The sequence below is a fragment of the Actinokineospora bangkokensis genome, assembly GCF_001940455.1.
In the GTDB taxonomy this organism is placed as follows: Bacteria; Actinomycetota; Actinomycetes; order Mycobacteriales; family Pseudonocardiaceae; genus Actinokineospora; species Actinokineospora bangkokensis.
Genome location: NZ_MKQR01000026.1, coordinates 366,630 through 378,911 on the forward strand (window position 1 = coordinate 366,630; position 12,282 = coordinate 378,911).

10 protein-coding genes are annotated in these 12,282 nt (G+C 68.9%); all 10 read right to left on the reverse strand.

Translation table 11 applies throughout. The features are described from left to right. Positions 1-6: 6 nt before the first annotated feature. The 10 genes from rplW to BJP25_RS24385 all read right to left on the reverse strand — a co-directional run bounded on the left by rplW (position 7) and on the right by BJP25_RS24385 (position 12,276). A complete protein-coding gene (gene rplW / locus BJP25_RS24335; RefSeq protein ID WP_075977309.1) occupies positions 7-306 on the reverse strand; it encodes a 50S ribosomal protein L23 in 300 nt (99 codons plus the stop codon). Beyond that, complete coding sequence (rplD, locus tag BJP25_RS24340; RefSeq protein WP_075977310.1) at positions 303-986, reverse strand: 50S ribosomal protein L4; 684 nt, start codon at positions 984-986, stop codon at positions 303-305. The genes rplW and rplD overlap by 4 nt, the downstream gene beginning before the upstream one ends. Positions 987-988: 2 nt before the next feature. Further along, the gene (gene rplC / locus BJP25_RS24345; protein WP_075977311.1) at positions 989-1,639 is read right to left on the reverse strand and encodes a 50S ribosomal protein L3; all 651 of its coding nucleotides are present in this window, start codon (positions 1,637-1,639) and stop codon (positions 989-991) included. A 24-nt stretch (positions 1,640-1,663) separates the two neighbouring features. Further along, entirely contained in the window at positions 1,664-1,969 is a 306-nt protein-coding gene (rpsJ, locus tag BJP25_RS24350) for a 30S ribosomal protein S10 (RefSeq protein WP_003938093.1), read from the reverse strand. A 367-nt stretch (positions 1,970-2,336) separates the two neighbouring features. Continuing rightward, positions 2,337-3,530, reverse strand: a complete 1,194-nt coding sequence (gene tuf / locus BJP25_RS24360) for an elongation factor Tu (protein ID WP_075977313.1) — start codon at positions 3,528-3,530, stop codon at positions 2,337-2,339. Between the two features lie 180 nt (positions 3,531-3,710). Next, complete coding sequence (gene fusA, locus BJP25_RS24365; protein WP_075977314.1) at positions 3,711-5,810, reverse strand: elongation factor G; 2,100 nt, start codon at positions 5,808-5,810, stop codon at positions 3,711-3,713. 72 nt (positions 5,811-5,882) lie between these two features. Continuing rightward, complete coding sequence (gene rpsG, locus BJP25_RS24370; RefSeq protein ID WP_075977315.1) at positions 5,883-6,353, reverse strand: 30S ribosomal protein S7; 471 nt, start codon at positions 6,351-6,353, stop codon at positions 5,883-5,885. A gap of 1 nt (position 6,354) precedes the next feature. After that, positions 6,355-6,729, reverse strand: coding sequence for a 30S ribosomal protein S12 (rpsL, locus tag BJP25_RS24375; protein WP_075977316.1), 375 nt, complete (start codon positions 6,727-6,729; stop codon positions 6,355-6,357). Between the two features lie 443 nt (positions 6,730-7,172). Continuing rightward, positions 7,173-7,853 carry a D-Ala-D-Ala carboxypeptidase family metallohydrolase gene (locus tag BJP25_RS24380; protein ID WP_408607216.1) on the reverse strand — a complete coding sequence of 227 codons (681 nt, stop codon included), beginning with the start codon at positions 7,851-7,853 and terminating at the stop codon, positions 7,173-7,175. Positions 7,854-8,376: 523 nt separating this feature from the next. Next, a complete protein-coding gene (locus BJP25_RS24385; RefSeq protein WP_075977318.1) occupies positions 8,377-12,276 on the reverse strand; it encodes a DNA-directed RNA polymerase subunit beta' in 3,900 nt (1,299 codons plus the stop codon). Between the last annotated feature and the right edge of the window lie 6 nt (positions 12,277-12,282).

Below are 12,282 nucleotides of genomic sequence, written 5' to 3' on the forward strand. Positions count from 1 at the left end.
AGTCCCTTACGCGGCCGGGCCGCCGAAGATCTCGATCGGCTTGCTCTCGGCGGACAGCGTCACGATCGCTCGCTTGGTGTCCTTGCGCTTGCCGTACCCGGTGCGGGTGCGCTTGCGCTTGCCGTTGCGGTTGAGCGTGTTCACGCTCGTCACCTTGACGCCGAACACCTTCTCGACCGCGATCTTGATCTCGGTCTTGTTCGCGTCCGGGGACACCACGAAGGTGTACTTGTTCTCCTCGAGCAGCCCGTAGGACTTCTCGGAGATCACCGGCGCGAGGAGGATGTCGCGGTGGTCGGGGATCACTTGTCCTCCTCGGAGGTCACGACCTCGGCCTCGGTGGCGCGCGCCTTGGCGACCTTGACCGGCCGGGCGAGGAACGCGTCGAGAGCGGCCTTGGTGAACACGACGTCGTCGTTGACGAGGACGTCGTAGGTGTTCAGCTGGTCCGGCGCGATGACGTGCACGTCGGGCAGGTTGCGCAGGGAGATCCACGCGACGTCCTGCTCGCGGGTCAGCACGACCAGCACCCGGCGGGCGGAGGTCACCGCCGCCAGCAGCTTGCGCGCGGTCTTGGTGGACGGGGTGTCGCCCTCGACGAGGTCGCTCACCACGTGCACCTGGCCCGCGCGGGCGCGGTCGGACAGCGCGCCGCGCAGCGCGGCGGCCTTCATCTTCTTCGGGGTCCGCTGGGTGTAGTCGCGCGGCTGCGGGCCGTGGACGGTGCCACCGCCGACGAACTGCGGCGCGCGGGTCGAACCCTGGCGGGCGCGGCCGGTGCCCTTCTGCCGGTAGGGCTTCTTGCCACCACCGGAGACCTCGCCGCGGGTCTTGGTCGAGTGCGTGCCCTGGCGGGCCGCGGCCAGCTGGGCCACGACGACCTGGTGCATCAGCGGCACGTTCGCCTGGACGTCGAAGACCTCGGCGGGCAGCTCGGCCGTGCCGTCGGTCGTGCCCGCGGGCGTCTTGATGTCAACGCTGGTCATGCTCAGGCACCGCCCTTCGCAGCGGTCTTGAGGAACACCAGGCCGCCCTTGGGGCCGGGGACGGCGCCCTTGAGCAGGATCAGGCCGGACTCGCCGTCGACCTGGTGGACCTTGAGGTTCTGGGTGGTCACCTTGACGTGGCCCATGCGACCCGCCATGCGCAGGCCCTTGAAGACCCGGCCGGGGGTGGCGCAGCCGCCGATGGAACCCGGCGAGCGGTGCTTGCGCTGGGTGCCGTGCGAGGCGCTGAGGCCCTTGAAGCCGTGCCGCTTCATCACACCGGCGGTGCCCTTGCCCTTGGTGGTGCCGGTCGCGTCCACGACCTGCCCGGCCTCGAACACCTCGGCGGTGATCTCCTGGCCCAGGGCGTACTCGGCGGCGTCGGCGGTGCGCAGCTCGACGAGGACCTTGCGCGGGGTGACCCCGGCCTTGGCGAAGTGCCCGGCCTCCGGCTTGTTCACCTTGCGCGGGTCGACCTGGCCGAAGGCCAGCTGCACGGCGGCGTAGCCGTCGGTCTCCTGGCTGCGGATCTGGGTGACCACGTTCGGACCGGCCTTCACGACGGTCACCGGGACGACCCGGTTGTTCTCGTCGAAGACCTGGGTCATCCCGAGCTTGGTGCCCAGGATCCCCTTCATCTGCCTGTCAGACATGATTGTTTGCTCTCCGCCGCGCGCTTACTGGATGTTCACGTCGACGCTGGCCGGCAGGTCGATGCGCATGAGCGCGTCGACCGTCTTCGGCGTCGGGTCGAGGATGTCGATCAGACGCTTGTGCGTCCGCATCTCGAAGTGCTCGCGCGAGTCCTTGTACTTGTGCGGCGAGCGGATGACGCAGTAGACGTTCTTCTCGGTCGGCAGCGGCACCGGGCCGACCACGCGGGCGCCGGTGCGCGTCACCGTCTCCACGATCTTGCGCGCGGACGCGTCGATCGCCTCGTGGTCGTAGGCCTTGAGCCGGATGCGGATCTTCTGTCCCGCCATGGTGGCTTGCCGTTCCTCTTCTCGTTGCGATGCCGGCAGGCCGTCTCAGGCCACAACCGCGCCGCTTCCCTGTTCACAAGTCAATGCGCCGGTGCAGGTGGCCCCGGTCCACGCGGTCGGGCGTGTCGCGCTCGCTCCGCATAACCGTCCCTGGGACCTTGCCCCCGTCCCCGAAGGGTGGAGGCGGAGCCGCGCGGGTGGGGTCCTGCTCCGAGGGGCCGTGGTGGCCCCGGCTGTCCGACGCGGGGCGGCCGGTGTCGGAATCCCGATCGACCGCGCCCGCGACGAGCAACCCGTCAAGGATGCCACACGAGCTCGCGGGCACCCAAACCGGGGTGGCCGGAATCATCCGGCCACCCCGCGGCAACTACTTGTTGATCTTGGTGACGCGACCCGCGCCGACGGTGCGACCGCCCTCGCGGATGGCGAACCGCAGGCCCTCGTCCATCGCGATCGGCTGGATGAGGTTGACGCTCATCGAGGTCGAGTCGCCCGGCATGACCATCTCGGTGCCCTCGGGGAGGGTCACGACGCCGGTCACGTCGGTGGTGCGGAAGTAGAACTGCGGGCGGTAGTTGTTGAAGAACGGGGTGTGGCGACCGCCCTCGTCCTTGCTCAGGATGACGACCTGGGCCTCGAACTCGGTGTGCGGGGTCGTGGTGCCCGGCTTCACGATGACCTGGCCGCGCTCGATGTCCTCGCGCTTGATGCCGCGCAGCAGCAGGCCGACGTTGTCGCCAGCCTGGCCCTGGTCGAGCAGCTTGCGGAACATCTCGACACCGGTGACGGTGGTCTTCTGCGCCTTCTCGCGGATGCCGACGATCTCGACTTCCTCGTTGACGTTGATGACACCGCGCTCGATGCGGCCGGTCGCGACGGTGCCGCGGCCGGTGATGGTGAAGACGTCCTCGACCGGCATGAGGAACGGCTTGTCGGTCTCGCGCTGCGGCTCCGGGATGGACTCGTCGACCGCGTCCATCAGGCCCAGCAGCTTCTCGCCCCACTCGGCGTCGCCCTCGAGCGCCTTGAGCGCCGAGACGCGCACGACCGGCAGGTCGTCACCGGGGAAGTCCTGCGAGGACAGCAGCTCGCGCACCTCGAGCTCGACGAGCTCCAGGATCTCCTCGTCGTCGACCATGTCGGCCTTGTTCAGCGCCACCACGATGTAGGGGACGCCGACCTGGCGCGCCAGCAGCACGTGCTCGCGGGTCTGCGGCATCGGGCCGTCGGTCGCGGCGACCACCAGGATGGCGCCGTCCATCTGCGCCGCACCGGTGATCATGTTCTTGACGTAGTCGGCGTGACCCGGGCAGTCGACGTGCGCGTAGTGGCGCTTCTCGGTCTGGTACTCGATGTGCGCGATCGAGATGGTGATGCCGCGCTGCTTCTCCTCCGGCGCCTTGTCGATCTCGTCGAACGGCGTGAAGGGGTTGAGGTCCGGGTACTTGTCGTGCAGGACCTTGGAGATGGCCGCGGTCAGCGTGGTCTTGCCATGGTCGATGTGACCAATGGTGCCGATGTTGACGTGCGGCTTGGTCCGCTCGAACTTGGCCTTCGCCACTGGACTGTCCTCCTGGACTGGATGTGCTTTCTTCCGCTTTGCCGCCGGACGTTAGCCCGTCCGGGGGTGCTGCGGCTCATCGGGGGTCTGTGCGGTTCGCCGGGGCCTGCGCCCCGGAGCGCCGCACTTACTGTGCGGTGCTCCGGGGAGCAGCCCCACGAACTCGGGGGTACCGCGAGGTCACTCGCCGGTGGCCTTCGCGATGATCTCCTTCGCCACGTTGGCCGGGACCTCGGCGTAGGAGTCGAACACCATCGAGTAGTTGGCCCGGCCCTGGGTCTTCGACCGCAGGTCGCCGACGTAGCCGAACATCTCCGACAGCGGGACCAGGGCCTTGACCACGCGGGCGCCGGAGCGCTCCTCCATGGCCTGGATCTGACCGCGGCGGGAGTTGAGGTCGCCGATGACGTCGCCCATGTAGTCCTCGGGCGTGGTCACCTCGACGGCCATCAGCGGCTCCAGGATGGTCGGGCCCGCCTTGCGCGCCGCCTCCTTGAGCGCCATCGACCCGGCCACCTTGAACGCCATCTCGGAGGAGTCGACCTCGTGGTAGGCGCCGTCGAGCAGGGTCAGCTTCAGGCCCACCAGCGGGTAGCCCGCCAGCACGCCGTACTGCATGGCGTCCTGGGCACCGGCGTCGACCGACGGGATGTACTCCCGCGGCACGCGGCCACCGGTGACCGCGTTGTCGAACTCGTAGAGCGCGCCGTCGGTGCTCTCCAGCGGCTCCAGCTTGATGATGACCTTCGCGAACTGGCCCGACCCACCGGTCTGCTTCTTGTGGGTGTACTCGAGCTTGTCGACCGTCTTGCGGATGGTCTCGCGGTAGGCCACCTGCGGCTTGCCGATGTTCGCCTCGACCTTGAACTCCCGCTTCATGCGGTCGACCAGGATGTCGAGGTGCAGCTCGCCCATGCCCGCGATGATGGTCTGCCCGGTCTCGTGGTCCAGGTTGACCTTGAAGGTGGGGTCCTCCTCGGCCAGCTTCTGGATCGCGGTGCCCAGCTTCTCCTGGTCGGCCTTGGTCTTGGGCTCGATGGCGACCTGGATGACCGGGTCCGGGAAGGTCATCGACTCCAGCACGATCGGGTTCGCCGGGTCGCACAGGGTGTCACCGGTGGTGGTGTCCTTGAGGCCGATGACCGCGTAGATGTGGCCCGCGGAGGCCACGTCGACCGGGTTCTCCTTGTTCGCGTGCATCTGGAAGAGCTTGCCGATGCGCTCCTTCTTGTCCTTGGTCGAGTTGATGACCTGGGACCCGGAGCTCAGCTTGCCCGAGTAGACGCGGACGTAGGTGAGCTTGCCGAAGAACGGGTGCACGGCGATCTTGAACGCCAGCGCCGAGAACGGCTCGTCGGTGTTCGGCTCGCGCTGGGCCGGGGTCTCCCCGTCCAGCAGCGTGCCCTGCACCGGCGGGAGGTCCATCGGCGCGGGCAGGTAGTCGATCACGGCGTCGAGCATGGGCTGCACGCCCTTGTTCTTGAACGCCGAGCCGCACAGCACCGGGTAGGCGGTGCGGTCGTTGACGATCTTGCGGATGCCGTGCTTGATCTCCTCCACGGTCAGCTCTTCGCCGCCGAGGTACTTCTCCATCAGCTCGTCGCTGGTCTCCGCGACCGCCTCGACGAGCTTCTCGCGGTACTCGGCGGCCTTGTCGGCCAGGTCCGCGGGGATCTCCTCGACGGTGTAGTCCTCGCCCTTCTTGACCTCGCCGCGCCAGGTGAGCGCGCGCATCTGCACGAGGTCGATGACGCCGACGAAGTCGCCCTCGGCGCCGATGGGCAGCTGCACCGGCAGCGGGGTGGCGCCCAGGCGCTCGGAGATGGTCCGCACGGTGAAGTAGAAGTCCGCACCGAGCTTGTCCATCTTGTTCACGAAGCAGATGCGCGGGACGTCGTACTTCGTGGCCTGCCGCCAGACCTGCTCGGACTGGGGCTCGACGCCCTCCTTGCCGTCGAACACCGCGACGGCGCCGTCGAGCACGCGCAGCGAGCGCTCCACCTCGACGGTGAAGTCGACGTGCCCGGGGGTGTCGATGATGTTGATCTGGTGGTCTTTCCAGAAGCAGGTGGTCGCGGCGGAGGTGATGGTGATGCCGCGCTCCTGCTCCTGCTCCATCCAGTCCATGGTCGCGGCGCCGTCGTGCACCTCGCCGATCTTGTAGCTGATCCCCGTGTAGAAGAGGATCCGCTCGGTCGTCGTGGTCTTGCCCGCGTCGATGTGGGCCATGATCCCGATGTTGCGGACCTTGGCCAGGTCGGTCAGCACGTCGAGTGCCACGGGTGTTTCCCCTGTCCTAGATGCAGTGCTACGGCGCCGCTGGGCCCCCGGCCGGGTCGGCCGGGGACGTGCTCACCAGCGGTAGTGGGCGAAGGCCTTGTTGGACTCGGCCATCTTGTGCGTGTCCTCGCGGCGCTTGACGCTGGCGCCAAGGCCGTTGGAGGCGTCGAGCAGCTCGTTCATGAGGCGCTCGACCATGGTCTTCTCGCGGCGGGCCCGGGAGAACGACACGAGCCAGCGCAGCGCGAGGGTCACCGAGCGGCCGGGCTTGACCTCGATCGGCACCTGGTAGGTGGCGCCACCGACGCGGCGGGACTTCACCTCGATCGCGGGCTTGACGTTGTCCAGCGCGCGCTTGAGCGTCACCACGGGGTCGGTGCCGGTCTTCTCCCGGGCACCCTCCAGGGCCCCGTAGACGATGCGCTCGGCGACCGAGCGCTTGCCGTCCTTGAGGACCTTGTTGATGAGCTGGGTGACCAGCGGCGAGCTGTACACCGGGTCGGAGATCAGCGGCCGCTTCGGGGCCGGTCCCTTGCGGGGCATGTCAGCTCTTCTCCTTCTTCGCGCCGTAGTGGCTGCGCGCCTGCTTGCGGTTCTTCACGCCCTGCGTGTCCAGCGAACCCCGGATGATCTTGTAGCGGACACCCGGGAGGTCCTTCACTCGGCCACCGCGGACGAGCACCATCGAGTGCTCCTGCAGGTTGTGACCCTCACCGGGGATGTAGGCCGTGACCTCGATGCCGCTGGTCAGGCGCACGCGGGCGACCTTGCGGAGCGCGGAGTTCGGCTTCTTCGGGGTCGTGGTGTACACGCGGGTGCACACGCCTCGACGCTGCGGGCTCCCCTTGAGAGCCGCAGTCTTCTGCTTGGCGACCTTGTCCTGGCGGCCCTTGCGGACCAGCTGCTGGATCGTGGGCATAGACCGGCTTTCTCTATCTCACTCCCGACGGCCCTGCCGGCCGCCGAAGGCACTGTGTACTTGCGGTTCCTGCTGCTCCGCCCGTCCCCCGAGGTCGGGCGTGTCGCCCGGCCCCGAAGCGCCCGGGGGGTATCGCACCACCCCTGCGGTGTTCGGGAGGAACTCCGGCGTGACTGGCAGGAGTCCGACCGCGGGCGTGGAGGTGAACTCCCCGCCTGCGCTCCGACCGCGCGGCACAGGCACACGGACCGACCCGACATGGGTCGGGCACGAGTAGCAAAGATACCTCGCCGCGATCCGGGGGGTCAAAACGGGGTCCCCCTACACCCGCCGCGCGGCCCCGGCGCCCGCGTCCCAGGTGGTGTCGCCGTGTCGTGCAACACAAACCCCCGCCGGGGTATTCCCACCGGCGGGGGTCGTGTGCAGGGGCGCGGGACGGGGTGTCAGATCCCGCAGCTGGGCGCCGACCAGAACCGGCCGGAGCGGTTGGCCACGTGGGTGTGGTCGTTGTGGTCGGGGTAGCCGGGGCCGAGGATCTCGTTGAAGCCGTGGTTGCGCGCCTGCTGGGCCAGCTTGCAGAAGCCGATCGTGCCCGCGCCCAGGTCAGCGGCGTCGCCGTAGAGGTGGCGGCTGCCCGCGGCACCGCCGACGGCGTTGTTGCACGCCACGCTGCGGAAGCCGCCGTTGACCACGATCGGCCGGTCGCCCAGGGCGTGCCGCATGGCCTGGAGCTTCCACATCGTCACCAGCGCGTTCGACTTCGCCGTGGCCGCGGACACCGCACCGCCGGACCAGTCGCCGTTGCACCGGTTGAGCTCGGCGTAGCTGAAGTTCACCGGGGTGCAGTCGGAGTCCTCCAGCGACGACAGCTTGCTGAAGGTGGCCGCACCCGCGACGCCGTCCGCGGCGAGGCCGTAGGCCTGCTGGAAGCGGGTGACGGCGGCCTTGGTGCCCGCCCCGAACTGGCCGTCGATCGCCAGCACGGCGCCGTAGCCGGGGTAGCCGGAGACGCGGATCTGGAGCTGGCGGACGTCCTCCCCGGAGGCGCCCTGGGACAGGGTGCGGGAGAAGCCGTAGCAGGACGCCGCGGACGCGGGCGCGGCGCTGAGGGTGATGGTCGTCAGGACGGTGGCGGCGAGCAGGGGCAGGACCGCCAGGAGCTTGGCGAGTCGCTTCACAGAGCACCTCCGTTGGGAAGGGGAGACACCCCGGATCCTGGCGGCGCGCCACCGGCCGGTCAACGATTCACGGACCGAATAGGGGGTGGGTGGAGGTTGCCCTGAACGGGTGCCCGCCGAATGCGCGGCACTCCCATTGCACCCCTTCTCCGAAAGCCCGTGGAGAACCGGCGACGTGGCCCGCAGCTATTCGGGACGCGGGCAATCCGAATTTGTCTCGCCTACGCCGGAGGAGGTCACGGACTTCGCATTGTGCTCCGCCGCACGGGGATCGGGTAATGCGCAAAGGTTTTCGTTCACGGCTTCGCACACGGGAAGGCCCCGCACACCAGTGGCGTGCGGGGCCTCTCCTGGGCCGTGTGAACACCCCGTCGGTCCAGTTCTCCGCTGCTCCGGACGTCGTTTCCCCCGGCAAAGGGAAAGCCCCCCGGCACAGCGTGCCGGGGGGCTTTCCTCGCTACCGAGCAGATCAGCGGTAGTCGCGACCGAAGTCGTAGTCGTCCAGCGGGACGGCCGCGCCGGTGCCGGTGCCGAACACGTCGGGGGTGTAGTACCCGTCGTCGTAGCTCGGGATGGCGTAGGCGGCGACCCTGGCCTCCTCGGTGGGCTGCACCTGGATGTTCCGGTACTTGTTGATGCCGGTACCGGCCGGGATCAGCTTGCCGATGATCACGTTCTCCTTGAGGCCCACCAGCTTGTCCGAGCGGCCGTTGATGGCCGCGTCGGTGAGCACGCGGGTGGTCTCCTGGAACGACGCCGCCGACAGCCACGAGTCGGTGGCCAGCGAGGCCTTGGTGATGCCCATGAGCACCGGGCGGCCGGAGGCGGGCTCGCCGCCGGAGGCCACCACGCGGCGGTTCTCCGCCTCGAACTGCGCGCGCTCGATGAGCGCGCCCGGCAGGAACTCCGCGGCGCCGCTGTCGAGGATCGTGACCCGGCGCAGCATCTGCCGGACGATGACCTCGATGTGCTTGTCGTGGATCGACACGCCCTGGGCGCGGTAGACCTTCTGGACCTCCTCGACCAGGTGCAGCTGGGCCTCGCGGGGGCCCATCACGCGCAGCACCTCGTGCGGGTCCCTGGTGCCCTCCAGCAGCTGCTGGCCGACCTTGACGTGGTCGCCGTCGGCCAGCGGGCCGTCGGGGGTGTTGGCCAGCCGCTGCCGCTTGGACAGCTTCTCGAAGATGATCTCCTCCGACCCGTCGTCCGGGATCAGGGTGATCTTCCAGAAGCGGTCGCCGTCCTCGATCCGCACCCGGCCGTCGACGTCGGCGATCGGCGCCTTGCCCTTGGGGACGCGGGCCTCGAAGAGCTCCTGCACGCGGGGCAGACCGGTGGTGATGTCGTCGTTGACGACACCGCCCTGCTGGAACGTGCGCATGGTCAGCTGGGTGCCCGGCTCACCGATGGACTGGGCGGCGACGATGCCGACCGCCTCACCGATGTCGACCAGCTGGCCGGTGGCCATCGAGCGGCCGTAGCAGGTGGCGCAGACGCCGACCGCGGCCTCGCAGGTCAGCACCGAGCGCACCTTGACCTGGGTGATGCCCGAGCCGACCAGCTTCTCGATGGCCGGGTCGCCGAGGTCGTCGGCCCGGTTGAGCAGGACGTTGCCCTCGCCGTCGAGCACGTCGTCGGAGACGCAGCGGGCGTAGACGCTGGTCTCGACGTGCTGGTCGCGGGTGACCCGCCCGTCCGGCCCGGCCTGGCCCAGCGGCATCACGATGCCGCGGGTGGTGCCGCAGTCGACCTCGCGGACGATGACGTCCTGCGAGACGTCCACCAGGCGCCGGGTCAGGTAGCCCGAGTCGGCGGTGCGCAGCGCGGTGTCGGCGAGGCCCTTGCGGGCGCCGTGCGTGGCGATGAAGTACTCGACCACGGACAGGCCCTCGCGGAAGTTCGCCTTGATCGGCCGGGGGATGAACTCGCCGCGCGGGTTCGTCACCAGGCCGTTCATGCCCGCCAGCTGGCGGATCTGGGTCATGTTGCCCGCCGCGCCCGACTTGACGATGGTCGGGATCGGGTTCTCGTCGGGGAAGTAGTCCTCCATGGCCTTGGCGACGTCCTCGGTCGCGTTCGACCACACCTTCACCAGCTCGTTGTTGCGCTCCTGGGCGGAGAGCTGACCGCGCTGGTAGCGCTTCTCGACGATGTCGGCCTTCTTCTCGTACTCGTCGAGGATGCCCTTCTTGGCGGGCGGCACGACGACGTCGGAGATGGCGACGGTGACACCCGAGCGGGTGGCCCAGTGGAAGCCCGCGTCCTTGAGCTTGTCCATCGTCCGCGCCACGGTGACCATCGGGTACCGCTCGGCGAGGTCGTTGACGATCGCGGCCTGCCGCTTCTTGGGCATCGGCTCGTTGAGGAACGGGTAGTCCGCCGGGAGCAGGTCGTTGAAGATGACCCGGCCCAGGGTGGTGGCGGCCAGCCACGGGGTGCCCGGCACCCAGTCCTCGGGCGCCATGCCCGGGCCCGGGTTGCGGTCGGTGATGCGGATCTTGACCTCGGACTGCAGGTCGATCACGCCGCGGTCGAAGGCCATGATGGCCTCGGCCGGGGACGAGAACGCCAGGCCCTCGCCCTTGCAGCCCGACCGCGGCCGGGTCAGGTGGTACAGGCCGGTCACCATGTCCAGGCGGGGCATGGCCAGCGGGCGGCCCGACGCCGGGGACAGGATGTTGTTCGACGACAGCATCAGGATGCGCGCCTCAGCCTGGGCCTCGGCCGACAGCGGCAGGTGGACCGCCATCTGGTCGCCGTCGAAGTCGGCGTTGAACGCCTCGCAGACCAGCGGGTGCAGCTGGATGGCCTTGCCCTCGACCAGCTGCGGCTCGAAGGCCTGGATGCCCAGCCGGTGCAGGGTGGGCGCGCGGTTGAGCATCACCGGGTGCTCGGTGATGACCTCCTCCAGCACGTCCCACACCGCCGGGCGGGCGCGCTCGACCATGCGCTTGGCCGACTTGATGTTCTGCGCGTGGTTGAGGTCCACCAGGCGCTTCATCACGAACGGCTTGAACAGCTCCAGCGCCATCGCCTTGGGCAGGCCGCACTGGTGCAGCTTGAGCTGCGGGCCGACGACGATGACCGAGCGGCCGGAGTAGTCGACGCGCTTGCCGAGCAGGTTCTGGCGGAACCGGCCCTGCTTGCCCTTGAGCAGGTCGGACAGCGACTTCAGCGGCCGGTTGCCCGGGCCGGTGACCGGACGGCCGCGGCGGCCGTTGTCGAACAGCGCGTCGACGGCCTCCTGCAGCATCCGCTTCTCGTTGTTGACGATGATCTCGGGCGCGCCGAGGTCGATCAGCCGCTTCAACCGGTTGTTGCGGTTGATCACGCGGCGGTACAGGTCGTTGAGGTCGGAGGTGGCGAAGCGGCCACCGTCGAGCTGCACCATCGGGCGCAGGTCCGGCGGGATGACCGGGACGCAGTCCAGGACCATGCCCATCGGGGAGTTGCGGGTCGCCTGGAAGGCGGCCACGACCTTGAGCCGCTTGAGCGCGCGCAGCTTCTTCTGGCCCTTGCCCGAGCGGATGGTCTCGCGCAGGTTGGCGGCCTCGGCGTCGACGTCGAAGTCGCGGGCGAGGGTCTGGATGGCCTCCGCGCCCATGGAGCCGGTGAAGTAGTCGCCGTAGCGGTCGACCAGCTCGCGGTAGAGCATCTCATCGGCGATGAGCTGCTTGACGTCGAGCTTGGTGAAGGTGGTCCAGATCTCGTCGAGGCGGTCCAGCTCGCGCTGGGCGCGGTCGCGGAGCTGGCGCATCTCCCGCTCGCCGCCCTCCTTGACCTTGCGGCGCACGTCGGACTTGGCGCCCTCGGCCTCCAGCTGGGCCAGGTCGGACTCCAGCTTCTGCGCGCGGGCCTCGATGTCGGCGTCGCGCTTGTTCTCGACCTGCTTGCGCTCGACGCCCATCTCCGACTCCAGGGTCGGCAGATCGTTGTGGCGCAGCTCGGTGTTCACCGAGGTGATCACGTAGGCCGCGAAGTAGATGATCTTCTCGAGGTCCTTCGGGGCCAGGTCGAGCAGGTAGCCCAGGCGCGAGGGCACGCCCTTGAAGTACCAGATGTGGGTGACCGGGGCGGCCAGCTCGATGTGGCCCATCCGCTCGCGGCGCACCTTGGCGCGGGTCACCTCGACGCCGCAGCGCTCACAGATGATGCCCTTGAAGCGGACGCGCTTGTACTTGCCGCAGTAGCACTCCCAGTCCCGGGTGGGGCCGAAGATCTTCTCGCAGAAGAGGCCGTCCTTCTCGGGCTTGAGCGTGCGGTAGTTGATGGTTTCCGGCTTCTTGACCTCGCCGTAGGACCACTGGCGGATGTCGTCGGCGGTCGCGAGACCGATGCGGAGCTCGTCGAAGAAGTTGACGTCCAGCACGTCTGG

Bases quoted from the DNA above. Each gene is read 5' to 3' on its own strand.
- rplD (WP_075977310.1), bottom strand. From the start codon at position 986: ATGACCAGCGTTGACATCAAGACGCCCGCGGGCACGACCGACGGCACG.
- rplC (WP_075977311.1), bottom strand. From the start codon at position 1,639: ATGTCTGACAGGCAGATGAAGGGGATCCTGGGCACCAAGCTCGGGATG.
- rpsJ (WP_003938093.1), bottom strand. From the start codon at position 1,969: ATGGCGGGACAGAAGATCCGCATCCGGCTCAAGGCCTACGACCACGAG.
- rpsG (WP_075977315.1), bottom strand. From the start codon at position 6,353: ATGCCCCGCAAGGGACCGGCCCCGAAGCGGCCGCTGATCTCCGACCCG.
- rpsL (WP_075977316.1), bottom strand. From the start codon at position 6,729: ATGCCCACGATCCAGCAGCTGGTCCGCAAGGGCCGCCAGGACAAGGTC.